The following is a 26,315-nucleotide window of genomic DNA, read 5'->3' on the forward strand; positions in this document are numbered from 1 at the left end:
CAACTAGAATTCTTATGGACAGCCTTACCTTCCGTATAACCTTTTTCACTCTGCAAGAGCTATAAGATCGAAATACTGCTGTCAAATTGTGCGAGAAAAATGCGGATGGGAATGTGTTTTCCCAAAAAAGGATGTGTTACAGATTTAAAAAAGGGCATTTTTCTTCCTTGCAACCCTTTCTTTTTGTAACAATTATGCGGTTTTTTTGCTAGTATATAGCACGTGTTTATAGTTTCACAAACGAAATGTTTATGTTTATATAACTATATTACCCATAAAACGGTAAAATACTCAAGGAATGTAACTGTTTAGTAAACATTTTGTAACACTCCTGTAATATTTTTATTTACGCCGAAAACAATATGTTGTATTAAATATTTTGAATATAAGTAGAAACCTACTAATCATATAGAATGAAAAACGCTTTCCTGTATTTTTTGTTATATTACAGGATGTTAACGACTTATTACGAATGGTTTGTAATTGTGTGTTTTCCCGAAATCCGAAAAAATCTGTTGCTATAATGAGGACACGAAAACAAACGCAATGGAGGCTATCATGAAAAAATTAATTGGAATAGCAACAGCAGCAGTTTTTGGTCTTGGGATTTTCACATCATCTGCTAATGCAGAAACTGTTGTAACAACAGACGTACTAAATGTACGAGAAAACCCTACTACTGAATCAAAAGTTGTCGGTAAATTACTAAACGGTAATAAAATAGATGTACAAAATACAGAAAACGGATGGTCAAAAATCACTTTAGATGGTAAAGACGCATTCGTAAGTGCAGAGTTCACAAAAAGCATCTACTACGTAACAGCTAACGTATTAAACGTACGTGCTGAAGCGAACACAAACTCAGAAATCCTTGGGACGCTTAAGAAAGACGATATGATCGAAACGACAAACCAAGTACAAAATGAGTGGTTACAATTTGAATATAACGGGAAAACAGCTTATGTTCACGTTCCTTTCTTAACAGGTACAACACCTGTTATTGAGAAACAAGAACAACCTGCTCCTGCTAAAACTGTAGCACCAGCTAAAGCACCTGCAGCACAAGCAAAACCAGCTGCTAAGCCTGCTGTGAAAGCTGCTAACACTAGCGCACCTTCTGGTGGTCGTGAGTTAACAGTTGTAGCTACAGCATATACAGCTCACCCGAGCGAAAACGGTGGCACATACGGTGGCCGTGTATTAACTGCAATGGGTCATGACTTAACAGCGAACCCAAACATGAAAATGATTGCTGTTGACCCGAAAGTAATCCCATTAGGATCTAAAGTATGGGTTGAAGGTTACGGAGAAGCTATCGCTGGAGATACTGGCGGTGCAATTAAAGGTAACCGTATCGACATCCTACTTGGATCAGATAGCGCTGCTCAAAAATGGGGACGCAAAACTGTTAAAGTGAAAATTTTAAAATAACCAATGACTGCTAAGGCCAGTTCTCTTTGTTGAGAGCTGGCTTTTATTTTTTTATAATGACTATAAGGAGGTTATGTCCATGAATGTACAAGCAAAGGTAGACTGGATCGGTACACCAAAACCGTATATATATAAAGATGAAGTAACATACGATGCTACTTCCATTGACTTTTCACTTGCTGGCGATGACAATCGATATAAATTAATTGTGCTCAGTTCTAAAGAAAATACACATTACAAACTTGTCCAATATGGAATTAAACCCGGCTCCCAAAAGCCATTTCCTATCGACATTCCATTTGAACAAAACATGTTACCCATTATAGAACAAATATTACATGATCCATATGTGCAAGCGATATTAAAGGAAACGCGCTCCTAATCGAAAAAAGACTATCTCAATTATATGAGATAGTCTTTTTATTAACGGTTCGGACCAGATACTTCCTCTGACTTAAGCGTATTATTCGCTCCAAGAGAATGGTACAATATCTTTCCATTTCCATTAACAGTAACGATATGTTCATTATTAAAACTTTTGAACTTCACAGATCCATCACCATAACGAATATGGTACTCTTCATATGTCGTTACTTTATATTTCGTATCACTTTGACGCTCTACATTACGAATTTCCATTGTTAATAAATCTTCAGTAATTCCTTTTTTATGTAGATATTGTATATAATCACGGTCTTCCTTATACGATTTCCCGCTCTTATCATAATTATTTTCAATTAAACTAAAATCATTCAATGAAATCGCACGTACATTATCATAAATATGATTTCGTACAAAATCACCCACTGCTGAGCTTGATGTTTCTTTCGGGAATTTTAAGTAATATGTACTTTGGTCTCCAATTTTAACACTTTCAGATTTTATTACACCAAAATCAGTAGTTTTCTCTAAATGTACTTCTACTGTTTCATCTGTGGATACAGGACCCAGTTTATAATTACCATAACTTAATTTCCCACGTTTTTTACCATTTACAAATACGGTTGCATCATTTTCATCAGAAGAAATGCTTACATACTTTCCTTCAAGCGATAAATCTACATTCACCTTCTCGCCCTGTTCATCTGCTAAATCTACTTCTTTCTCTGTTTCTAATTCAGTAAGTTCTGTCTTCGCTGTTGCCTTGACAACATACGTACCTGGGGAGTATGGCCCCAACTCTTTCGAAGTTTTATCACTAGAAAGTTCCGTTTCTTTTTTATCATTCACATATATTTCCGCATTCTTTGCAGTCGTACTAACACTCATATAATAAGATTTCATGCTAAACTTATACTTTGGATATAAGAACCACTCTTTTCCCTCTTCTACAATTTCCCCATCTTTAAAAGAATTTTTATCCTTTGTTAACTTTTGATCTACTGTCTCTTTCTGTAAATAAGACAATAACTGCTTATTGTAAGAAGGGTTCTCTTTTAAGTAACGCATGTACGCTTTAATATCCTCTGTCTTAATCTTTAAGCTTGAATCATTTGCTTTCACAAACTCATCAATTGCATTAATATCTTTCTTTTGGAATGCTTCAATCATTACATTTATTTGCTTTTCTTTTGAAAACTTATATGCTCCAAATTTATATGCCCCAAATAATAAAATAATAATAATGGCAAAACCAATAATTAAAAATAAATTTTTCTTACTTTTCACTGGTTGTGTATCGCTTTGTACTTCTGTATATGAAGCGTCAGTGTTATCGACGATTACTTCTACTTTACTCCCACACTCAGGACAAAAATTCAAATGGTCTGCAACGTTCTTTTTACATGTTCCACAAAACTTCAACGTGCTCTCCTCCTATTTTTTAGCTAACTTCATTCCAACAAATGCTGCTACATATGTCACAACAAAACTACACATAGTTAAATATACAAATGAATTTTGCATAGATAATACCGTTCCACTTGTTCCAAACAAACTTGTTACAGTCCCTGAAACATCTATTTGGAACTTAGAAATCATATTCATTACAATCATCATAATCGTGTAAGAACCACTGCATACTGCTAATGTAATATATATATTGGCAGTCGATAATTCAGCTAACTTTCTTCCCGCTCTAAACATAAGGAACAACGGAATAATAAGCAGTAATAAACCGTAATGGAATACGTTATTCACTTCATCAAATTCAGCAAGGCTTTCCTGACTTGCTCCTTTTGAAATCATGATATCTCTAACCACTACGCCATTTACAGAGATGCCTGATATAAATGAAAATGATAATGTGCTCTCAGATGATTTTGATTTCTTACCAATTCCAGTAAACTCCTTACTAAGTGCTGGACTTGATACTTCTAACGGAGCAAAATGAGCCATACTCCATAATTGAGGTGTTAACTCTAATGCTAATAATGCACTTTCAGATTTTAAAGTTGTTATTTCTTTTAATGGTTCAATACTGTCTTCCTTATTTACTAACGCCATAATACAAACCACTACTGCTGTTATTAAAAGTCCTTTTATCATGGATGAAATACCGTAATAAACAGACGCTCCATATGGCATTAACTCTTGAAATGCTGCTGCCATATTATTTTTGCTTGTATGAGCAATAAATCCTATTAAGGTAAATAATGTCCCACATACAGAACCACTCAGTAAACTCTTAATCGCTGAATAGCCAACCGTAATCTTACCTGCTTCTGAGAATGGAATTGCGAAAGATTGTGATGCTATAAAACTTATAATGGATAAAAAGACACCATAAATAATACCAACTGTTGCTGCTATAAAGATTTGATCCTTAATCGTTTTTGCAACACACTGCTTTCCTAACCAAATGCCTGTACCAGAGAAAATTATAAATGGAATGATTAATAGTAATGTAAATGGAGTATGCCAAGATAAAGAAAACATCAATCCACTATCGTCGCTAGCTGTAAAACCAAGTAAATGATAACTTAACATCGTAGAAGTTGCACTCGAATAAAAGCTTGGCAACATTTCTAATTCTTTCGCAAATTTACTAAACATCTCACTTAATATAGAAGCAAATAATACACTACCAATCCAACCAGCAGTTAACATGAGTATACTTGCAACAGCCCCACCAATAAAACCTGTTTTTAAAACGGCTTTATCTGCTGTAAATTTAACTTCAGTAGTACCGTCCATTGTCGGCAATTTAATAGATTGTTCTTTTTTCTTCACAATACATAAAGAATGCCCACACTTTTGGCAATATAAATTTTGCTGAGCATTTTCACTGCCACAACCTTTGCAGTATTTTGCAGTATCTTGTTCTAACGTTACTGCCTCTATAGCTCCTGCAATCTCCATACTTCCTTCGTTAGGGCAATAGTTTACCTCTTCACCATGTTGATTTCCACATGTGCGACAATACATCTAATTCACTCCCCACTTTGCTTAATTCCACAAACCGGACAGTAAGTAGAGTTTTGATCGATATGTTCATTACATGAAATACAATTCGTCGTTTCACCTTCATGTTCTATCGCTAACATTGGATTAGGCTTTCCACACGAACCACAAAACTTATCATTTATTGATAAAGGTCCACCACATTCACATGTAGCTTTCTCGCCTTGTTGCTTTTGCAGTTCAACAATGCGTTTTCTTGCTTGATAAATAGCTACATCAAATTCTTGAACTGGAGCAATCATCTCTTTTAGGCTCGCTTCATCTAATCCGTTTCCTCTTAATTGGACGTAGACTCGTTGTCCAATCTCTAATAGCACCTCTGCCTTTTTCTGCATTTGCACTTGCATTTCTTTTTTCAGTTGAGCGATTTCTTGCGCAACTTGTAACTTCATCTTCCCTTGCTCAATTCCTTCTTGTAACTTATTCATTCCACTACCTAACTTCGTCTGTAAATCTGACAAACCGATTCTCCTCCTATAAATATATAGTAATATATAAAATTAACATTATATATATTACCATGATTTTCAATTTATGTAATCCAAATTTCATTTTTTCTGTTTTGAGCATTTTTTGTTTATAATGGTAGAGGAAAGAAATATGTGTACGGAGGAATATTATGCTGCAACACTCAATTACGAAAGATGAAATTATGATGATTGCGAATGAGTTCGTTCAAGGACTAGATCCACAGCAAACAGCTGATCAGGAACATGTCGCTACAGCTCGGCACCTATATCGTAGTGGTGTTGTCTACAACGTTGACTTTGATGGTTATACGCTATCAGGAACTGTAGACGCTGAAGGCAGCGTATATAGCGTCCATATCCCGATTCGTAACGTCGCTGAAAGCTATTGCGATTGCTTCGCACCAACGCAATGTGAGCATATGCTCGCTGTGTTACTATCTGCAGCGTCTAGTTTCGGGCAAGTAGGAGATGTATTAACTTTATTCAAAAATAATACGAAACCTTCCCTTCCTCCTATTCGAACTGCAAGACAAGTATTGCAATCATCAGCTTTTGAAGACACGGATTATAAAAGTTGGCAATCATATTTTGATAACGAATATGAATCATTTAAAAAAGAACAAGCTCGGCTTACTTATAAACAAATGTATTTTCTTATGAGTATTTTTACGGACTTCTATACGAAACTCGAGCGGAAAGCTCCGCGTATTGTTGCGATACATGAATTGTTCAGATTACATGCAGCGCTTTATTGCTTTCAAAAATTATTAGAAGAAATTCAAGACTTCGAAGCAAATAAAACGTATTCTTATCATCAGCCTGTTAACGTCGTTCGCCTATTTGTAGATAAAGTCGAATCCATCGTTCGAGACTTACAATTAGAAGCGATTCCTTCAGAGTCTGAAGCAATTTTGCAAGAAACAGCTCGTCTCGTTCACGAAGTATTCTTCTCCACCGACGCTTATACGCAAGAGAGATTCTTTATTTATCGTCACATATGGAGTGAACTGTTACACACTAAAGAGCAACTACATGAAGAAGAAAAACGAATTGATACGAAAATCAATCCACTTTCCAAAACATTAGCATCTTCTCATCTACTCTTTTTAAATGACGAAGATTTATTAGCCATGGACTTACTAAAGAAACAACCTGCTTCTGTTGTAAGTCTGTACTTCTATTGGCTAGAAGAGTTGTTAAATGCAATGAAGTGGGATCGTGCGAAAAACTGGCTTTCCTTTACGTATAAACAAGTGAAGAAAACGATACATGAGCAAGAAAATACAATTTTCATAAAAGATATCGTTCGCTTATTCGTCATCATGTATGAAACGTATGCAACTCATACAAACGAACAAGCCGGACTCGAAATGATTTTGCAAGAGCTATTACCATATAGTTTCGCAAATTATGAGCAATACGTACTCGCGAAAAAGCAGTATCGAACATGGGCAGAACTTCAGCTCCTACATGGATTTGAAGCAATTGAACTTTTGAAAGAGCCGCTGAAAGATATTGAAAAGGAAGCACCGGAAGCGGCACTTCCTCTGTATCACCTTGCTGCTACCGAGGCCATTGAAGAGCGAAATCGCAAATCATATAGACGTGCAGTTCGTTACTTAAAGAAATTACGTACATTGTATAAACGATTAAAGCGCACCGATGAATTTGATGCATTCATTATTCACATCGCAAACTTACATTCACGTCTGCGTGCACTACAAGAGGAATTACGGAAAGGAAAATTAATCGATGATCAATCAAACTGAAGTAACAATTAGGCTCCAGCATGTTAGTCAAGGTTGGTTCCTTTGGGGAGAAGATGACAGCGGTACTCCATTATCCGTAACAAGTTGGAAACGAAATGCATTTACATGGCACTCCACTTCCTTCTACGGCACGTTTCTAAAAGAAGCAACCTTGGAAGGAAAACAAGGTGTTATGCTAACGAACGCACAAGCATTTGAATACATCGCTAATAAACCGATGAACTCCTTTGCCCATATTCAAATGAACGGCCCTATTACGGCACTTACAGAAGATGCGAGCGAATTATGGGACGCCTTCACAAGCGGTAGCTTCGTACCTGATATGGAGCGTTGGTCTCAGCAACCATCTTGGAAAGTTCAAAATACACCAATCGAAGATGACACATTAGCATCTCTTTTCTCGTCTGCAGTAAATGAAAGCATATTACAAGATAACCGTTCAAACGACGGATGGGAAGATGCAAAGAGGCTTTATGAACATTATGACTTTACGAAAAGACAATTGGATGCGGCACTACATGAAGAAGATTGGCTTCGAAAAATTGGATACATTGAAGATGACCTTCCTTTCACAATCGGACTACGGCTACAAGAGCCGCAAGAAGAATTTGAAATGTGGAAGCTTGAAACAATTGTTACGCCAAAGCGCGGAGCACATCGCATATATGTATATGAAAACATCGATTCTTTACCAAAACGATGGCACGATTATGAAGAGCGTATTCTTGAAACACAAGAAGGCTTTAGTAAGCTTGTACCATGGTTAAAAGAAGGCGATACATTCCGAAGTGAGCTCTTTGAAACAGAAGCGTGGAACTTCTTAACAGAAGCAAGTAACGAATTACTCGCTGCAGGTATTACGATTTTACTACCATCATGGTGGCAAAATTTAAAAGCGACAAAACCAAAATTACGTGTGCAACTGAAGCAAAATGCAACGCAAACGCAATCTTTCTTCGGTATGAATACACTCGTTAATTTTGATTGGCGCATTTCAACGAACGGCATTGATTTATCAGAAAGCGAATTTTTCGAACTCGTTGAACAAAACAAACGATTATTCAATATAAATGGTCAATGGATGAGATTGGATCCAGCCTTTATTGAAGAAGTACGAAAGCTCATGAATCGTGCTGATAAATATGGACTCGAAATGAAAGATGTCCTTCAGCAACATTTATCAAACACGGCTGAAACAGAAATTGTAGAAGAAGATAGTCCGTTTACCGATATTGAAATTGAACTAGATGGATATTATGAAGAGCTATTCCAAAAACTATTGCACATTGGAGATATTCCAAAAGTAGATGTCCCTTCTTCACTAAACGCAACACTCCGCCCGTATCAACAACATGGCATTGAGTGGTTATTATATTTAAGAAAGCTTGGATTCGGTGCACTATTAGCGGATGACATGGGACTTGGAAAAAGTATTCAAACGATCACTTACTTACTATATATAACAGAGAACAATCTCAAAACTGGTCCTGCCCTAATCGTGGCACCGACATCTGTTCTTGGAAATTGGCAAAAAGAATTTGAGCGTTTCGCACCAAATTTACGTGTTCAGTTACACTATGGAAGTAACCGAGCGAAAGGCGAATCATTTAAAGAGTTCCTTCAATCAGCAGATGTCGTCTTAACATCTTATGCATTAGCTCAACTTGATGAAGAAGAACTTAGTACGTTATGCTGGGATGCTGTTATTTTGGATGAAGCACAAAATATTAAAAACCCACATACGAAACAGTCAAAAGCAGTGCGAAACTTGCAAGCGAATCACAAAATTGCTTTAACCGGTACACCGATGGAAAACCGACTTGCCGAGCTTTGGTCTATTTTCGACTTCATTAATCACGGATATCTTGGCAGCTTAGGACAATTCCAGCGCCGCTTCGTCTCACCAATTGAAAAAGACCGTGACGAAGGAAAAATCCAACAAGTTCAACGATTTATCTCGCCGTTTTTACTGCGTCGTACGAAGAAGGATCAAACAGTCGCATTAAACTTACCAGATAAACAAGAACAGAAAGCGTACTGTCCACTTACTGGTGAACAAGCTTCCTTATATGAACAACTTGTTCAAGATACGTTGCAAAATGTAGAAGGATTAAGCGGAATTGAAAGACGCGGATTTATATTACTCATGCTGAACAAACTCAAGCAAATTTGTAATCACCCTGCTCTTTATTTAAAAGAAACAGAACCAAAAGATATCATCGAACGCTCCATGAAAACGAGCACGTTAATGGAACTCATTGAAAATATAAAAGATCAAAATGAAAGTTGTTTAATCTTCACGCAATACATCGGTATGGGGAACATGCTAAAAAATGTGTTAGAAGAACATTTCGGTCAGCGCGTCCTCTTCTTAAACGGTAGTGTACCGAAGAAAGAACGTGACAAAATGATTGAGCAGTTCCAAAACGGAACGTATGACATTTTCATCTTATCGTTAAAAGCAGGTGGAACTGGCTTAAACTTAACCGCTGCCAACCACGTCATTCACTACGACCGTTGGTGGAATCCAGCTGTAGAAAACCAAGCAACAGACCGCGCATATCGTATTGGTCAAAAACGCTTCGTTCACGTTCATAAACTTATTACAACGGGGACACTCGAAGAGAAAATTGATGAAATGTTAGAGAGAAAACAATCATTAAATAACGCCGTCATTACAAGCGATAGTTGGATGACCGAGCTATCTACAGATGAGCTAAAAGAATTACTTGGTGTATAAAGTGAAACTTTAATCAGTGGGGGTTTTGTTCATCCCCACTGATTATTAGCCTTCACCAATCGGACGTTTACGGACAGCCCGACTCCCACCTAACTTCTTTGCTCCAACTGAATTTTGAGGTGGGAGTTTTACTGTCCGTTAACGCGGGATAAACAAAAGGAGCTAATCTCAAAAGATTAGCTCCTTTTTCTATTCCAAAACCAATTACTTATTATAATCCCTGTTAATCCGCCGCACGTATCCAATAATGAATCTTGCCACATCGGTGTACGATCTCCCGTAGTCCATTGATGAATTTCATCAAATGTTGCATATCCCGCAACGAAAAGAAGAGCATATATGAAACACCTTTTTCTTGAATAACCCGATCGATGGAAAGCATAATACGTCAATGAACCGAGCAAAAAGAACACCATAAAATGAGCACCTTTACGAAGGAAAAACTCAATAAATCCGCCTACACCTTTATTTGCAATGCTGACAGGTGTACCACCGCCGTAATCGATAGATACCCATGAAAAATGCTCTTTCACAAACTCAACATTTACATATTTTTCAATATCCGAGCGCATATCCTGCTTTTTATACGGTTGTGCCGAGGAATAGAAAATCAATCCCATCCATAGTAAAACAGGAATCCAAAATAACCATTTACGATTCATTCTTCCGAAACCCCTCTCTTAGTCTTTTAAGCGTACCAAAAAAAAGAAAAAATTTCACGCCAAAACATGACATTCGCACCCTATTTATAAAGTGAAAGGGGGTGATAAACATGGCAGTCGAAACAATCGTAATGGACTTAACTTTACGTCTTGTCTTAAACAATGGATTGGATAAGCGGAAAAACAGTTTTCAAGAACAAACAATTTAAGCGCGTTAAACCAAACGCAAACTTAGAGCAAGCACAAAACGTAGCACGTGCTCTTGCTTCCTTACAAGCATCACCACTTCACGCTGTGCAACTTGTTAGCACATCAGATCTTTCTAGTCTATAAGGTGAAACTTTAATCAGTGGGGTGTTCATCCCCCACTGATTATTAGCCAACATCAATCACCTTGCCCGCATATAGCGGAATCAATATAAAGGGGGAAATAACGTATGCAAGTATTAGAATTAATTTTCGCGAAAGAAGATGGAAAAACAGTTGTTTTTTCTATCGAGAAACCTATCACGCCTGTCGATGCACAAGTCGTAAATCAAGTAATGGATACCATCCTTACCTCATCTGTATTTTCATCAATTAATGAAAATACTCGAAAAAAAGGAGCCCGTCTCGTAGAAAAGAATGTATCTGAAGTTCCCATTACGTTATAAATAAAAAGACGAATCTGCATCATTTTGCAGATTCGTCTTTTTTCTTCGGCATTTCAATTGGAATAAAGATGTTTGAAAATCCGACGCATACATATTTATAGTGTTCTCCGCCTATATCAAACTCGGTCGTATATGTTGAGAAGAAAATATAATCATTTCGCTTTGTATAATTCTCGATTAATAATCCAACTTGTGGCTCAACATATTTTTTCGCCAACTTCTTACCAGCCGATGCTAGATCGCCAAGGATGCCCTCTTCATTTTCTTTTTGAACTTCATCTAACTTCTTACTTACATCATTACGTTTCATAAACTGCTTTGCTGCCCAGTCTGTATATTCTCCTTTACTCGGATTACTATTTGCTAAATATACTAGAAGAACAACAACTAGAGCCATAATAATATACTTTTTCTTCATACTATCTCACCGCCTACTCTTTTCTATTTTCATATATATGTACAAGCGATGCAAATTAGAAAGACTAACATCTATTGATTGTAAACGAATAGCCAAAATTTACAATATGAAACGGAATATTAACAATCACTTTACTTAATTCGTATATAATAATATTAATAATATTATTTTAAAGGGGAGGACTCGAAGTTATGAACAATGAAAATGATATTTTTATTTCTAATGCAACAATGATGTTAGAGCCTTACAAGCACCCTTATTACCAAACAAAAATAATAGAAAGTAGTGGGAACCATCTTTACTCCTGTCAAACTGCTCTCCAGCTCATCAAACAATCTTGTCTAGCCAATGTTCACTCTACTTATCAAGGCAGGCGTAAAGCAGTTCAGACAAACTTTCATTTCAAACAAAATGTCCCAATTCCAATTAATCATCGAGAATATATTTGTGCTTTCCCGACAGAATCTCCTTCTTCTCCAAACTGTATATGGCTGTTTTATAACCATATACATGACATAGAGTTTTTCAAAAAGAGTAAAAAAGCTACCATTTATTTTTCAAATGGCACAACTACAACAATACATATCAGTCCTCATAAGTTAAAACAACAATTATTAAAGTCTGGATACGTATTATCACGTATGAACATGCAAGATTCACTACAATTCAAAAACCTCTTACTACATTTACTACCTTAACAGAATAAGTAGAATGGAAAGCAATATCCCTTGCCTTCCATTCTTATGATACTATTTATCCTCTTAAACTATTTCGCATTTTCTCAAGTGCTTGCCGATACATCCACCTCACTTGATAATAAGTCATTTCCATCTCACTAGCGATCTCTCCCATCGTCTTCCCTACAAAAAAGCGTTCAAAAATAATATACTTCTCCTTCTCATCTAACACACTCATAAAATCCTTCGCTCTCATTTCAATATCTTCAAAATGAAAAATATCCTCATACTCTCCTACATATACACACTTTTCTTGCACTGCAAACTCTTTCTTCAATCTTTCTAATATATAACCACGCACCGTTATAACTGCATATGCAGGAAAACTTCCTTTCTCCGCATCATACCTTTCATATGCATACCAAAGACCAATTAAACCACATTGATAATACTCTTCATGATCTTGATAAATACCTAACTTCTTTATTTGATTCACAATCATACCTTCATACAAAACAACTGCCTCTTTAAAAGTTGCTGGTTTCACACAGTACCCACTTCTAAAAGGTATACCTCTTTGTTATTCCGCCGGTACCTCCACAATATAAAAATAAAGAAGTGATTTCACTGTGAGTAATTTTAAATAGTATCGCTGAAATTTGAAATTACATGAAGTAGAATTTGAAATTTCGGCGATAGTATTTGAAGTAGAGGTAAAAATAAAAAAGGTGACTCTCGGGAGAGCCACCTTTTAGTCCCATCATATTATGCACCAAAACCGTTTGCTAAACCTTTTAGGAAACCTAATCCTACAGTTAGAATAAAGAAAATGACAATTAAAATTGTCGCTTGTTTCTTGCTTAAACCGGCCACAATATGTAACCCTAATCCTGTTAAAATTAAACTCCAAATATTAAAAATTTCAATCGAAGATGCAATGCCGTTTAAAACCGTCCCTTTTTCAAATAAAGGGGCTAAACTTGTATAAGCATCCGTTCCATTTCCATCGAAAATCAAACTTAATGCTGCATTTAACAATCCACCAATGTAGAAAATAAGATTAGCATATAAGTAAATAGATAATATCTTCATGTAAGGAGTATCATTTCCCATTAACATCATAATAACTTTATAAAAACCTGCTGCAATAAAGAGCCCGATAGGTGTTCCAATTGCACCCAAAATTGCCCCGCCACCAAGTGCAAACCATTTTATCATCTCCCCATCTTGGCCATTCATTTCTTTTGCCACTTCTGGGGTATTAACCACTGATAAATAAAATACCGCAGCTGTCGTAACCGTCCCAATTAGAACAAATAAAAGGAAAGCTACCCAGACCGGACTTTTCGTCTTCATTCTCTCAAACTGTTCACCTGGAGATGTAATCATCCCTAATAACGATGGCTTTTTCGAACCTACATCTTGCGTATTAATATTTGTTTCCATTATAACGCCTCCTTATTTACACTGGCATATTTGGTAAGAATGCCGCAATTAACATAACAATTGCTGCTAAGAATAACGCTTTAATGATGAATAAAACGATAATTGGAATTGCTGCTTTCACTTTACTTACTCCTGCTGTAATTTGCAGCCCTAACCAAATTAAAACGATATTCCATAAATAGAACACTTCAATTGTATTACCGATTCCATAAGCTAGCGAACCTTGCTCAAATAGTGGTCCTAAACTTGTATATGCATTTGGTGCTTCACCTAAAATTAAAGCTATAATTCCATTAATAAATCCACCAATAATAGCAACAATGTTCGCATATACAATAATCATTACTAGTTTTTTATAAGAGGTATCATTCCCATAGAACATCATAAATATTTTATAAATAGCTGCAACAATGAATGTTACCAGCATACCACCTATAGTACCCGACACAATACTGGAAATAACGTCAGATGTCAGTGAACTCTGTCCCGCAAATTCACCTAGTTCTTTTTTCATTTTCACCATCTCAGGTGACGTATTCGTAACGTACGTAGTAAAAGCACTTAAAAGCCCTTGTAATAGCGCCATTAAGAAGAACATACCCCAAACTTTCTCGCTCGCCTTCATTCTCTCAAACTGTAAACCAGGAGAAGTAATCATTCCAAACAAAGATGGCTTCTCGCCGCCAGCTTTTTGTGTATTCACATTTGCCTCCATTATAACGCCTCCTTCCATTTATATAACCCGTTCTAACGGGCGGTTCACTTCCTCATATAGAGGCTACGAACCGCCCACTAGAACGGTAGTGTGTAGTTCTACTACACTATTAATTACTCATAACGTAATGCTTCAATTGGATCTAATTTCGCAGCTTTGTTTGCTGGAATTAATCCGAAAATAATACCGAGTGTCATAGAGAATAATACGCCTCCAACGACAACTTCCCATGAAACGAGTGGTGGCCATTTCGCAAATGTGGAAACAATATATGCTCCGCCATATCCAAGACCTATTCCGATTAAACCACCTAGCAGTGTTAACATAACTGCTTCAATTAAAAACTGTAATAAAATTTTACTACGTGTTGCTCCAAGTGCTTTACGTACTCCAATTTCACGCGTACGTTCTGTTACAGATACGAGCATAATGTTCATAACACCAATACCACCAACGACTAATGAAATACCAGCGATACCACCGATAATCATTGTCATAATGCCTGTAACTTTAGAAACATTTTCTTGGAATTCTTTTAAGTTCACCAGTTCATATTTACCTGGAATTTCACTTGGCTTACGACTATTTAATACATCAACAGCTTGTTTCCCAGCTGCTTCTAAATCGTCTACATTTTTAGCTTGAATTGCGATATTTTGAATATCATCTGTTCCGAATAAAACAGGCCATAATGTAAGGGGGATTAACGCTTCTTCCATTTCAAATCCCATAAACTCATTATCAGATGTATACACACCAATAATTTGCATTGGCTGCCCCTTCATCTCAATAATTTGTCCAACTGGGTTTACGTCCTTAAATAGCGTCTCCTCTGTTTTTGTACTAATCATCACAACATTATTTGCATGAGAAATATCTGATTCACCTAAAGTACGTCCCTTTACGACCTTTACTTTATTAACTGCAAAATATTCATTATCAAGACCAATAACATTCAGATTTGCTTTTTTATCATTTACATCCAGTATCTCTGTCGTCGAATTTGTCGTAATAACATGTGAAACATCTTTCACTTGTTTTACTTCCATAATATCTTCTTCCGTTAATTTTGGTACTTCAAATCCGCCTATAGCAAACTCATCATTCATATCTGGCTTAAATTGAATTGGCATCAGGTTATTACCACCAGAACCTGCGAATTTCGACTTCAGCATCGCTTCCCCGCCTTGCCCAATCGCAACGACAGTAATAATAGAACCTACCCCGATAATAATACCGAGCATCGTAAGAGCTGAACGCAGTTTATGAGCTAAAATAGAAGATAGGGCAATTTTTATACTATCTAGTAAACTCATACCGCACACCTTCTATCTTCTGTAATTTTCCCATCTCGCAGTACAATGCGGCGAGAAGAATACGCTGCTACTTCCTCTTCATGTGTAACCATAACAATCGTTGTACCTTCTGCATTAAGCTTCGTGAAAATATCCATAACTTGCTCACCAGACTTCGTATCAAGCGCACCAGTCGGCTCATCGGCCATAATGAACGTTGGATTGTTCGCAATCGCTCTTGCAATTGCTACACGCTGCTTCTGTCCACCTGATAATTCATTCGGTAAATGATGCACGCGATCCGCTAATCCAACTTTACCTAACGCCTCTAACGCACGCTTACGACGCTCTGCCTTCTTCACGCCGCCATATACGAGCGGAAGCTCAACATTTTCCACTGCTGAAAGACGCGGCAGCAAATTAAAGTGCTGAAACACAAAACCAATATATTCATTACGAATTAAAGCAAGCTTTGACTCATCTGCTGTTAAGATATTCACATCATTCAGCATATATTCGCCTTCTGTTGGACGATCTAAACAACCGATAATATTCATAAGCGTTGATTTACCAGAACCAGACGGTCCCATAATCGAAACGAATTCACCGCCCTGAATCGTTAAACTAATACCGTGCAAAATCGGCACTGCCAATTTTCCTTGATAATACGTTTTAGCAATATTATTTAACGTAATCATTTCTCTTTCACTTCCATTCCGTCATACACGTTGTCGGAAGGATTTTTAACCACCTTTTGCCCCACTGTTACGCCTTCTACAACCTCTGTCCAGTCTCCATCAGTAGAACCTTTTTTCACATTTTGTTTATGAAGTTTTCCTTTATCCTCAACATAAACAAATGCATCATCGTCTTTTTCTACAATACTCTTAGTCGGAACAGCAATCATCTTCTTATTCTCTAAATTTACTTGCAGAGAAACGTGATAACCTGGAGATAAACCATCTTGACTATCGAGACTTGCTTTATATGTATATTGAGACATGTTTTGAGTCGCTTCACCCATACCACCAGCTTGAGCCATCTCTGCACTCGTTGGGAATTCACTTACCTCTGTAATCTTACCTGTCCACTTCTTCTTATTATTTGCTTTCGCAGTTACAGTGAATGTTTGATCCTTTTGAATTTGTGACTTTTGAAGTTCAGTTAACGTCCCTTGAATTTGGAACGGATCTTTAGAAGCCACTTGTAAAAATGCTTTCCCTTGACCACCTAAAGCTTGAGATGAACTTTGCGCCGCATCTTTATCTAACTTTTGAATGACACCAGCAAAATTACTATAAATCGTAAGCTCTTTTTGCTTTTTACTTAACTCCTCTTTCTGCAACTTCCCTTTTTCTTTCTCAAGATCAGTTGTCTTTTGAGCTATCTCCAGCTCACTTACTTGCTCTTCCATCGGATCTGTTACTTCTTTCCCAGCTCCGCTATCTTTCGCTTTCTTAATTTCTTTCTTCAGCGAATCAATCTTCTTTTTCCCTTGATCATAACGCATATCAGCCATCTTCTGATCAAGCTCAGCTTGCTTCATTTGCAAATTAATCTCTTCATTATCATAAGAGAATAACTTCGTACCTTTCTCTACCTCTTGTCCTTCTTTTACTTCAATATCTTTCACTTTTCCTTTAGTTGGATCTGCATAAAAACTTTCAATATTTCCAGGCTTCACCTGACCAGAAATCAGCTTCGTATTATTAAGCTTTCGCTCCGTTACCTTCTCAAAACTCACAGCATCAGCCGTTGTTGCTGCACCTTTCTTCTTCCCTTGCATTACAAAAATATTAATTGCTGCTACAATAACAATTAGTGCAATAACCCCGATAATAATCCATTTTTTCTTCTTGTTTGGAGTACGAACCGTATTTGGTACCATAGTCTCTCTCCTTTTTTATAACTTAATAGTTTAATATAAAAATTGTATAAAACTTTCTGAAAACAAATTACATATTATTACATTCTTTTTACAAAGTTTTACACATCCATTTATATTGTAACAAAAATTCCAATGATTAGAAATATGACATATCGTCTTTTAAGATAGATTTAAGGAAAGATTATATTAATATAAAAAAAAAGCTATCCAAAATGATAATTGGATAGCTTTTTAAACACAATATTACGCTGCGTTAGGAGCTTTTCTCTCATGTCCACGTTGAACGATGAACAAGAAGATTGTTGATAAAATAGCACCTGTTAATAGTAAGATAAAGCAACCGTCCCAGCCAGAACGATCGACAATAATACCGATTGCTGCGTTTGCTACAAGACTTCCGCCTACGTAACCGAACAGACCACACATACCAACTGTCGTACCTACTGCAAATTTCGGTACTAATTCCATCGCACTTAAACCGATTAAGAACTGTGGTACATAAATTAAACAACCGATAATAGAAACAGCAATACTTACAACAAGTATGCTAGTTGCTTGCCAATATACAAACGTACCAATAACAACTCCGACCATACTAATGATACATAATGGCATACGTTTTCCTTTAAATAATTTATCACTTAAAAGACCAACGATTAATGAACTTGGAATTGCCATACCTTCAAAGATTGCGTACGCCGCGTGTGCTTCATTTTTTGAGAAACCTTTAACTGTCGTTAAATAAAGTGGAACCCAGTTAATAACACCGAAGCGAATTAAATAAACAAATGCATTCGCAATACATAAGAACCATACAAATTTATTTTTCACTACATACTTCATTAAAATTTCTTTTGGTGACATCTTGTTAGCATTATCTGCTTTTTCAAGATTTTCATAGTCATTACGATACTCATCAATTGGAGGAAGACCTTCTGATTCTGGTGTATCCTTCGCATTAATCCAAACAAGAACTGCAATTACCATTGCGATAATCGCAGGGAAAATAAACACGCCGCCTTGCCAATGATTTTCACCGAAAATACCTACACCAATTCCGACAAGTGGTGGCACAAGCATTCCGCCAACGTTATGTGAAATATTCCAAAGACCTGTTTTCGTACCACGTTCTTTCTTCGAAAACCATTTCGTCATAACAATACTACAAGGTGGTGCTCCCATACCTTGTACAATACCATTTAGCACAAGTAATGTAACAATCATCCCAAATGACGATGCAAAACCGAAACAAATATTTACAAGCCCTGATAAAAATAAACCGACTGCGATAAAGCGCTGGGCGAAAGCTTTATCTGATAAATTCCCCATAAAGAACTTACTAAATCCATAAACAATTGCCATGATTGAACCTAGCAAACCAATTTGAGCTGTACTAAATCCGAATTCTTCCACTAAATACGTACTTGATAACGTAAAGTTACTACGAACTAAATAATAAGCAGCATATCCAACTGAAATCCCGATTAACACACGAATACGTAGTAATTTATATACACGGTCGATCATATCCGCTGGCAATCTTTCAATTGCAGGTGCTGGCTTGAGCCATTTAAACATATTCTTTCGTCTCCTTTTCTCACTTCTGAGAGAGACGCTGTCCATTCCATATCTCGATTATTCCGCTATTTGATATATTTTGGTTTGTTCTTCTAACTGGCTGTCCTTCTATTTCTTTCTCATTCTTCGCAAACATCATTGGTACGCCAAACGAAACTTTTTCTAAAATGTGACCCGCTTCTTCTGATAAACAATAATCAATAAATAAATCCGCAATAATACCATTCGGTGCACGTTTTAGTTTCGAAATCGCATTAACAGATAACCCTGTTTGCTCAGGTACAATACTTACAATTGGAAAGCCTTGTTTTTGAAGCATTCTTTGGTCTCCCATGAAATTGATGCCTATCATATACTCACCGCTCGCAACAAGTTCTACTGGTATGTAACCATTCACCGTTACTTCACCAACTTGTCCTGCGAGGTCCTTCACATATTCCTTCGCTTCCTCTTCACCTACAGTATCAATAAGTGATTGAAAAAACGTATATGCTGTTCCTGATACATTTGGATCTGGCATAACAACCTTTCCCTTATATACTGGATTTAATAAATCTTGCCACCTTGATGGATAAGGAATTCCAAGCGGTGCTATTTCTTCATTCCACCGCTCTTTATTAATTGCAATTGCCAGTTTCTCCACTTCATAACCGTACCAATAACCGTCTTTATCTTTCACAGTTTTTGAAATACGATTCGCATGCTGACTTGTAACAGGAATAGATAGATTTTTTTGTTTCATCATTTGATGCGCGTCTACCGTACCACCAATAATAATATCCGCTTTCGGATTTCCAGCTTCCTCTTCTACCCTCCGAAGAAGCTCCTCTGTCGAAAGACGAATAAATTCATACGTACAACCGCGTGGTTTACAAAATGATGAAAGCAAAGCTTCACCAACTTCCTCGCGTGCCGCTACATACGCAACAAGATGACGATCATCTAAAATAGGGAGACCACTTTTATTATATTTAATAGAGGTTGTATCTCGAGAGCAACTAGACATCGCTCCTCCAATTACTAGCAAAAAGAAGAAAAAGGCTATCTTTCTCATGACACATTCTCCTTTACAAATACATTTGCGAGGGAGCTTTTCATATACATGACATTCCCATTGTTATCACCGAGATATTGCACAACAAAGTACGACGGATACACAGAAATAGTAAGAATGTCTTCTCGCTTATTCTTTATACGCTTCCCTGTTTTATAAGCGGTAATATAAGCAATCGGTTCATTCTGTGATTGTAATAATTTCTGTATTTCTCCGTAATCTGTAATTTGCTTTGCCTGCCGAATCGAATCGAGTATGTGCGTAACATTCATCACACGTTCTACATCACCTTGGCGTACTATGACATCCTGTGCTGATGCAAAAAAGTCACGAATACGTTCTGGCGTGTAATACAGGCTTAATAAATACGTTTGGAATGCTGAAATCATTGGATCCGTACCATTCTTTCCGTACATATCAGCCCCGTACTGGAACAAGTCACCTACTGCAAAAGTACGTTTATGTCCATTCAAGTACGTTACTTCTCCAGTAAATACTTGTTCTTGATTCTTAGCTTCTCTCGGTTCTATTTGAATTCGGTCAAAGAATGAAACAATCGTATGCAAACGAACTTCATCCGTTATAACAATTTCTCCCCACTTTTCATGCCTAACCTTCATTTCGGTAGGCAGGGATTCATTCACCCTTTGTAAAACAGTTTGTTTGTCATCCACTATTGTGATTTGATTATATATTTGCTTCTCCATTACATAAAACAAAATAAGAGAAAAGATTATACAAAGGACAAACATAAGAATTTGAAATGATAGCCTTTTCATTTCTGCCTACCTCCAAGATAAAAAAACGTTGTTTCGAAAATACCGCATAATTGTTTCATAAATGTATCATTTAACCGCTTTCAAGTTTTTTATGTCTTCCATCCGTCTCGGAAGCAAGAATGTAATAAATATTGTAGTACCAACCTCTTCACTACTCTCAATTCGCATGCTTCCGCCCTGCTTATTCATAATCTCCTGACAAATATACAAACCGTAACCATTCCCGTAACTAGAAGGCAGTATCTTCCCTTCTGGTGATTCATTCCACTCTGCAAGCACACCTTCATCTATACCAATGCCGTCATCATGAACAAAAACCTTTGCCTCACGTTCATTTACAATTACATTCATACGAATTTGCGTAGCATCGCTATATTTTATCGCATTATCCAGCACGTTTAAGAAGATCTGTTTCGTCTTATCGAAATCCGCAACAACATGTACATCTGTTAACTCATTTATCACTTCAATCTCGAATTTCTGCAAGCGAGGCTTCACAATTGAAACTGCTTCTTCTGCTAATTCCTTTATATTCACAACTGTAGGTGACACTTCAAACGTACTCGTCCCGTACTTTGAAGACTGAAGTAATTCCTCTACAAGTGATAATAAACGCTCACTCTCTACAGCCACATAACGTAGGCTCTCCTGTACATCTTCCTTCGCCTTTAACTTCGGAATTAAATCTACATAGCCAATAATCGCCGTTAGCGGTGTTTTTAGCTCATGCGTAATACGGTCTAAGAAATCTTTCTGCTTCTCTTTCTCCTCTTTCAATTGCTTAATATGCAATTCAATTCCATCGGCCATCGCATTAAAAGATGCTGAAAGCTGAGCAATTTCTACATATTCATTTAGCTCAATCTTACTTTTATAATCACCATTCGCAAGCCTTTGCGCCATTTGCCTTAATTGATCAATCGGCTTATGAAGAGACTTTGCCAAACGAATTGCAAAGAAAATACCCGCAGCTACTAAGCAAAGAGACGTCATTAAAAACGTCCAACCAACATTTGTTAAAACTTCCTTCTCACCCGTTAACTCATTTATAAAGCGAACACTACCAATGACATCGTTTCCATAATACACCGGGCTTGAAAACAAAAGAATTGGAGCCGGGTCTCCCTCTTCAAACACATACGATTTCTTCCCCTTCAAAGAACTCTCAATATCAATATTCCGGTGAAGAAGCGCTCCCTTTTGCGTATCCGCAACAACATCTCCATTCTTCCCGATCATCTGTACACGGACATCCATGCGCTTCGCTAAATACGAAGCAATTAAAAGTGAATTCGGACCGAGCGTCTCAACCTCTGCTTCCTTCTCTAAATAATTCATCGTATAAATTTGTGCTTCTACACTTAACTTCTCCAAAGAATTTGCCGCGTTATGATACATATTCTTTTCTAACGTAATATAAACAACTGCGTACAACAGAACAAAAATCGGGATTAACAGTCCAACTATTCCAAACACCATATTTCTTTTTAAAGACATACCATCACCACTTAACAATCCAGTTTATAGCCAACGCCATAAATTGTCTTAATATATTCCCCGCTATTCCCTAGCTTCTTCCGCAGTCTTTGCACCATAATATCAACCGCTCTCGTATTTCCGATATACTCAAATCCCCATACTTTCTCAAGTAACTCATCTCTCATAAATACACGCTGCGGATTCGAAACAAACAACTGACATAAATTAAACTCTCGGTACGTTAACTGAATCTCTTCTCCACTAACATGCACTTTTCTTTCCTTAGGACAGATCGTTATCTCTCCCGCTCCGATTACTTCATGACTTACCGTTACCTCTTTCTTCTTCACACGCCGCGTCATATTCTTAACCCGAAGAATAAGCTCCGCATAATTAAATGGCTTCGTCACATAATCATCTGCACCAAGCTGCAAGCCAAGCAATTTATCATTCATCTGACTCTTCGCAGTTAACATGAGTACCGGAATATCCCTATTCTTCTCGCGGAACAAACGAAGCAACTCATACCCATCTGTATCTGGAAGCATAACATCCAAAATTAATACATCCGGCGCTTCATTCCATTTCTTTAAAGCTTCTCTCCCGTCAGCCGCCGTGAGCACTTCATACCCTTCCATCTCAAGCTGCATCCGAATCAAATTACGAATACTCGATTCATCATCAACTACAAGTATTTTCATGATTCTCCTCCTTCCATCCGAGATTATAGTACAGTTTAGTATAGCAAAAATCTTATAAAAAAAGAGAGGGTATTGTCGAACATATGTTGAACGACAATACCCCTCTTTCACTTATTATATTTTATTTATCATACCCATTAGGTTTCTTCTGATGCCAATTCCAAGCATGCTCAATGATTGTCTTCACATTTACATACTGAGGATCCCATCCTAACTTCTCTTTCGCTTTCTGAGAAGAAGCAACTAAACGTGCTGGATCTCCCGCACGGCGCGGCGCTACTTCAGCAGGAATTTCATGATTTGTAACTTCACGAACTGCATCAACGATTTCTTTCACGCTGAAACCATTACCATTTCCTAAGTTATAGAAATCACTCTCTCCGCCGTTCTGTAGGTCTTTAAGCCCTAAGAAGTGAGCTGCCACTAAATCTTCAACATGAATATAATCACGGATACAAGTACCATCTGGTGTATTATAGTCATCACCAAACATCATAATCTTCTCACGTTGACCTAACGCCACTTGCAATACAAGAGGAATTAAATGCGTCTCTGGACGGTGATCTTCTCCAATAATACCATTTGGCGTTGCACCAGCCACGTTAAAGTATCTGAAAATCTTATAACGTAAATTAGAAGCTTGGCTATACCAATGAAGCATCTTCTCGATTGCTAACTTCGTTTCTCCATATGTATTCGTTGGATTTGTCATCGTTTCCTCAGTAATAAGGTCTACATCTACCTCACCATACGTTGCCGCAGTAGAAGAGAAAATAAACTTATCTACCTTAAACTCATCCATTACCTCTAATAAACAAAGTGCACCGTACACATTGTTATTATAATATTGAAGAGGCTTCTCCATACTAACTCCAACTAAAGAATCAGCTGCGAAATGCATAACAGCCTCAATATTTTCTTGTGTAAAAACATCTCTTAAAAATGCTTTATCACGAAGGTCTCCATTATAAAACTTCGCGCCTTCCGTAATTGCATCTTCATGACCAGTTTGTAAGTTATCTACTACTACAACAGATAAACCTTCATCTACTAATTTTTTCACAGCATGAGAACCGATATAACCAGCTCCGCCGCAGATTAGAATTGAATTCATTGTCTTCCTCCTACATATATTAGGATTTCTTACTCACTTACTTATTATAAAAGGTATACGATTGCTCGTATACCTTTTGTGTACCTTTATTACTTAGCAACGAAATAATCCGTTACATATTGTGCCCAAACTTCATGCCCTTTAGCACTTGGGAAACCGAATTCTTCTGTTAAATACGGCAAGATAGCCTTCGTTGATGCATCAGGCCATGCTCCCCAGTGATCCACATATGTATAACCGTTTTGCGTCGCAAATTGTTTTAATGCTTCAATTGCCTTCGGATAATTCTTCGCACCATACACTGGGTTTGGTGGTTGAATCATGATCGTAGCACCCTTTGCACTAGTAGAAAGTGCTTGTACAAATTTCTGCGTACTCGGAACTGAGTTTCCATTACCAGTTTTACCATTGTCAGTAATAAATGGTGGTTCGAATAAAATCACATCTGGATTTTCTTTCGCAATCTCTTTATCACGCTTATTTGCGATTAACTCGTCTGTGCTTTCACCCTTATATTCCTTTACCGTCACATTCCATAAACCTTTACCATAAGCACTTTCTAAATTAGCCGTTAACTTAGCTGCCCAAGCATCTTTTTCAGATGAAGAAGCTTCATCACCAACAATAACAAGATTTACTACCTTCTTATCCTCAGCAGCTTTCTTTAACTTCTCTTTCACTTCATCTGGTAAATTCTTCGCATATGCTTCATCAAAAGATGACTTTGCATCTTGTTTTTTCTCTGTTTTCTCCGCTCCGCTATCTTTCACTTCAGACTTCGTTTTCGTTACTTCACTCGTCTGTCCCGTCGCATTTGCAATCTTCTTATTCCAGTACAATTTACCGCTCACAATCGAAGCGACAAACAATACAAAAATAACTAGGACAAGTACTGCTTTCTTATTCATCGATTCACCTCATCTATTAATCTCACAACATATAATATTAATATAAATTCATGCAAAAATAAACCCAACTCCTACCAAAGGAGTTGGGTTATTACATATTACTTAGTCAATTCAAGATGCGCTCTTAACTTATTCGTAATATCTTGTTTCGCTGCATCTGGAACGTAGTAGTACCAAATACCATCAGCAGCTTTGTGGCCGTCACCTGGGATTTGGATTTCTTCACTATTCTCCATGCAATCTTTATAGTTCTTTTGAATATCAAACATTTGATCCTGAGTTAAACTTGTTTTAACGTTTTTCTCAATTGCTTTTAATACATCACCGTAACTTGCTAGAGAAGATACACTTGCACCCTTTTTAATTACAGCTTGGATAACTTGACGTTGACGCATTTGGCGGCCGAAGTCACCACGTGGATCTTCATAACGCATACGAGTATATTTTAATGCAGTTTCACCATTTAAATGGATATTACCTTTAGCAAAATGTTGATCCCTCGATGTAAACTCCAAATCGTTATTTACATCGACACCTCCAACAGCATCTACAATATCCTTGAATCCAGCCATATTTACTTCAATGTAATGATCGACTGGTACATTTAGAAAATTCTCTACTGTTTTTACAGTCATATCAATGCCACCGAAAGCATAAGCGTGGTTGATTTTATCCTTTTTACCTTTACCAACAATTTCTGTATAAGAATCACGTGGGATACTTGTAATTTTCATAGATTTTGTTTTTGGATTTAAAGTAAATAACATAAGTGAATCTGATCTACCTGTTCCGTTATCTTCTTGGTCTACACCCATTAATAAAATAGATATAGGTTTATTATCCGAAATATTTACTTCCTTATCTCGCTTATCCGACTTATCACGCTCTAAAGGCTTATGTACTGTATTTAACGCATTAGACACATTAGAGTATACAGTATATGCATATACACCACCAGCAATAACAAGAACGCCAATGATACCTAGAATCCAGAATAGAATCTTTTTCTTCATCGTTTTTCCTTCTTTCGGGTAACAATTTTAACATTATAAATTTCATTCCATATAATACTATACGGATATACACATAACTTGTAAATGGCTTGTAAACTAAATGCTACTCTACTATCTCGTTAA

The 26,315-nt window shown here is 37.0% G+C and carries 25 protein-coding genes and 1 pseudogene; 7 read left to right on the forward strand and 19 right to left on the reverse strand.

The genetic code is table 11. The features are described from left to right. Nucleotides 1–558 precede the first annotated feature (558 nt). Nucleotides 559–1,431: a cell wall-binding protein EntA gene (locus AC3WVA_RS07505; RefSeq protein ID WP_071758484.1), complete on the forward strand. Its 873-nt coding sequence runs from the start codon at nucleotides 559–561 to the stop codon at nucleotides 1,429–1,431. 79 nt (nucleotides 1,432–1,510) lie between these two features. Next, nucleotides 1,511–1,813: a DUF3910 family protein gene (locus AC3WVA_RS07510; RefSeq protein ID WP_048528104.1), complete on the forward strand. Its 303-nt coding sequence runs from the start codon at nucleotides 1,511–1,513 to the stop codon at nucleotides 1,811–1,813. 41 nt (nucleotides 1,814–1,854) lie between these two features. On the opposite strand, the gene AC3WVA_RS07515 is transcribed toward AC3WVA_RS07510, so the two are convergent. From AC3WVA_RS07515 to AC3WVA_RS07525, 3 genes are read right to left on the reverse strand one after another with little or no spacing between them, the layout of a single operon-like run. After that, complete coding sequence (locus AC3WVA_RS07515) at nucleotides 1,855–3,234, reverse strand: zinc ribbon domain-containing protein (protein WP_349302672.1); 1,380 nt, start codon at nucleotides 3,232–3,234, stop codon at nucleotides 1,855–1,857. Nucleotides 3,235–3,246: 12 nt separating this feature from the next. Beyond that, nucleotides 3,247–4,797, reverse strand: coding sequence for a zinc ribbon domain-containing protein (locus tag AC3WVA_RS07520; protein ID WP_349302671.1), 1,551 nt, complete (start codon nucleotides 4,795–4,797; stop codon nucleotides 3,247–3,249). 5 nt (nucleotides 4,798–4,802) lie between these two features. After that, on the reverse strand, nucleotides 4,803–5,294 hold the full coding sequence (locus AC3WVA_RS07525) for a zinc ribbon domain-containing protein (RefSeq protein ID WP_098344810.1): 492 nt from the start codon (nucleotides 5,292–5,294) through the stop codon (nucleotides 4,803–4,805). Nucleotides 5,295–5,452: 158 nt separating this feature from the next. On the opposite strand from AC3WVA_RS07525, the gene AC3WVA_RS07530 reads away from it, so the two are divergent. Next, nucleotides 5,453–7,072, forward strand: a complete 1,620-nt coding sequence (locus tag AC3WVA_RS07530) for an SWIM zinc finger family protein (RefSeq protein WP_349302670.1) — start codon at nucleotides 5,453–5,455, stop codon at nucleotides 7,070–7,072. Next, nucleotides 7,056–9,812 carry a DEAD/DEAH box helicase gene (locus AC3WVA_RS07535; RefSeq protein WP_098344812.1) on the forward strand — a complete coding sequence of 919 codons (2,757 nt, stop codon included), beginning with the start codon at nucleotides 7,056–7,058 and terminating at the stop codon, nucleotides 9,810–9,812. The genes AC3WVA_RS07530 and AC3WVA_RS07535 overlap by 17 nt, the downstream gene beginning before the upstream one ends. 176 nt (nucleotides 9,813–9,988) lie before the next feature. Here AC3WVA_RS07535 and AC3WVA_RS07540 read toward each other — a convergent pair whose 3' ends face one another. Then, nucleotides 9,989–10,474, reverse strand: coding sequence for a VanZ family protein (locus AC3WVA_RS07540; protein WP_098520899.1), 486 nt, complete (start codon nucleotides 10,472–10,474; stop codon nucleotides 9,989–9,991). A gap of 110 nt (nucleotides 10,475–10,584) precedes the next feature. Between AC3WVA_RS07540 and AC3WVA_RS07545 the strand changes: the two are divergent. Both AC3WVA_RS07545 and AC3WVA_RS07550 read left to right on the forward strand, forming a co-directional pair. After that, nucleotides 10,585–10,807, forward strand: a pseudogene (locus tag AC3WVA_RS07545) (DUF1659 domain-containing protein). 104 nt (nucleotides 10,808–10,911) lie between these two features. Then, entirely contained in the window at nucleotides 10,912–11,127 is a 216-nt protein-coding gene (locus AC3WVA_RS07550) for a DUF2922 domain-containing protein (RefSeq protein WP_098344813.1), read from the forward strand. A 19-nt stretch (nucleotides 11,128–11,146) separates the two neighbouring features. Here the strand turns inward: AC3WVA_RS07550 and AC3WVA_RS07555 are convergent, their stop codons facing one another. Beyond that, nucleotides 11,147–11,545: a DUF4359 domain-containing protein gene (locus tag AC3WVA_RS07555; protein ID WP_048528095.1), complete on the reverse strand. Its 399-nt coding sequence runs from the start codon at nucleotides 11,543–11,545 to the stop codon at nucleotides 11,147–11,149. A 191-nt stretch (nucleotides 11,546–11,736) separates the two neighbouring features. Here AC3WVA_RS07555 and AC3WVA_RS07560 point away from each other — a divergent pair, with 191 nt between their 5' ends. Then, complete coding sequence (locus AC3WVA_RS07560) at nucleotides 11,737–12,243, forward strand: competence protein ComK (RefSeq protein WP_048528094.1); 507 nt, start codon at nucleotides 11,737–11,739, stop codon at nucleotides 12,241–12,243. Between the two features lie 55 nt (nucleotides 12,244–12,298). Here AC3WVA_RS07560 and AC3WVA_RS07565 read toward each other — a convergent pair whose 3' ends face one another. The 14 genes from AC3WVA_RS07565 to tagU form a co-directional block, all read right to left on the reverse strand. Then, nucleotides 12,299–12,769, reverse strand: a complete 471-nt coding sequence (locus tag AC3WVA_RS07565; RefSeq protein WP_492321841.1) for a sigma-70 family RNA polymerase sigma factor — start codon at nucleotides 12,767–12,769, stop codon at nucleotides 12,299–12,301. 218 nt (nucleotides 12,770–12,987) lie between these two features. Next, on the reverse strand, nucleotides 12,988–13,668 hold the full coding sequence (yknW, locus tag AC3WVA_RS07570; RefSeq protein WP_088313581.1) for a YknW family membrane protein: 681 nt from the start codon (nucleotides 13,666–13,668) through the stop codon (nucleotides 12,988–12,990). A gap of 16 nt (nucleotides 13,669–13,684) precedes the next feature. After that, nucleotides 13,685–14,383, reverse strand: coding sequence for a YknW family membrane protein (yknW, locus tag AC3WVA_RS07575; RefSeq protein ID WP_492321842.1), 699 nt, complete (start codon nucleotides 14,381–14,383; stop codon nucleotides 13,685–13,687). Nucleotides 14,384–14,496: 113 nt separating this feature from the next. After that, nucleotides 14,497–15,699 (reverse strand): ABC transporter permease, encoded by a 1,203-nt coding sequence (locus tag AC3WVA_RS07580; protein ID WP_071758495.1) that lies wholly within the window; start codon nucleotides 15,697–15,699, stop codon nucleotides 14,497–14,499. Beyond that, a complete protein-coding gene (locus AC3WVA_RS07585; RefSeq protein ID WP_016085521.1) occupies nucleotides 15,696–16,376 on the reverse strand; it encodes an ABC transporter ATP-binding protein in 681 nt (226 codons plus the stop codon). The genes AC3WVA_RS07580 and AC3WVA_RS07585 overlap by 4 nt, the downstream gene beginning before the upstream one ends. Continuing rightward, the gene (locus AC3WVA_RS07590; protein WP_048528089.1) at nucleotides 16,373–17,566 is read right to left on the reverse strand and encodes an efflux RND transporter periplasmic adaptor subunit; all 1,194 of its coding nucleotides are present in this window, start codon (nucleotides 17,564–17,566) and stop codon (nucleotides 16,373–16,375) included. The genes AC3WVA_RS07585 and AC3WVA_RS07590 overlap by 4 nt, the downstream gene beginning before the upstream one ends. A gap of 243 nt (nucleotides 17,567–17,809) precedes the next feature. After that, nucleotides 17,810–19,144, reverse strand: a complete 1,335-nt coding sequence (locus tag AC3WVA_RS07595; protein WP_071758498.1) for an MFS transporter — start codon at nucleotides 19,142–19,144, stop codon at nucleotides 17,810–17,812. A 19-nt stretch (nucleotides 19,145–19,163) separates the two neighbouring features. Then, nucleotides 19,164–20,198, reverse strand: a complete 1,035-nt coding sequence (locus AC3WVA_RS07600; RefSeq protein ID WP_492321843.1) for an ABC transporter substrate-binding protein — start codon at nucleotides 20,196–20,198, stop codon at nucleotides 19,164–19,166. Then, on the reverse strand, nucleotides 20,195–20,977 hold the full coding sequence (locus AC3WVA_RS07605; RefSeq protein WP_349302667.1) for a DUF3919 family protein: 783 nt from the start codon (nucleotides 20,975–20,977) through the stop codon (nucleotides 20,195–20,197). Before AC3WVA_RS07605 ends, AC3WVA_RS07600 begins: the two co-directional genes overlap by 4 nt. A gap of 66 nt (nucleotides 20,978–21,043) precedes the next feature. Beyond that, nucleotides 21,044–22,474, reverse strand: coding sequence for a HAMP domain-containing sensor histidine kinase (locus AC3WVA_RS07610; RefSeq protein ID WP_098344818.1), 1,431 nt, complete (start codon nucleotides 22,472–22,474; stop codon nucleotides 21,044–21,046). Between the two features lie 11 nt (nucleotides 22,475–22,485). Then, nucleotides 22,486–23,157 carry a response regulator transcription factor gene (locus tag AC3WVA_RS07615; protein WP_461300498.1) on the reverse strand — a complete coding sequence of 224 codons (672 nt, stop codon included), beginning with the start codon at nucleotides 23,155–23,157 and terminating at the stop codon, nucleotides 22,486–22,488. Between the two features lie 121 nt (nucleotides 23,158–23,278). Then, on the reverse strand, nucleotides 23,279–24,271 hold the full coding sequence (galE, locus tag AC3WVA_RS07620; protein ID WP_001084646.1) for a UDP-glucose 4-epimerase GalE: 993 nt from the start codon (nucleotides 24,269–24,271) through the stop codon (nucleotides 23,279–23,281). A gap of 89 nt (nucleotides 24,272–24,360) precedes the next feature. Further along, nucleotides 24,361–25,179, reverse strand: coding sequence for an SGNH/GDSL hydrolase family protein (locus AC3WVA_RS07625; protein WP_492321844.1), 819 nt, complete (start codon nucleotides 25,177–25,179; stop codon nucleotides 24,361–24,363). Between the two features lie 98 nt (nucleotides 25,180–25,277). Beyond that, nucleotides 25,278–26,192, reverse strand: coding sequence for a polyisoprenyl-teichoic acid--peptidoglycan teichoic acid transferase TagU (gene tagU, locus AC3WVA_RS07630; RefSeq protein ID WP_098344821.1), 915 nt, complete (start codon nucleotides 26,190–26,192; stop codon nucleotides 25,278–25,280). Nucleotides 26,193–26,315: the final 123 nt, after the last annotated feature.

The organism is Bacillus sp. EB106-04-02-XG92, assembly GCF_058791995.1.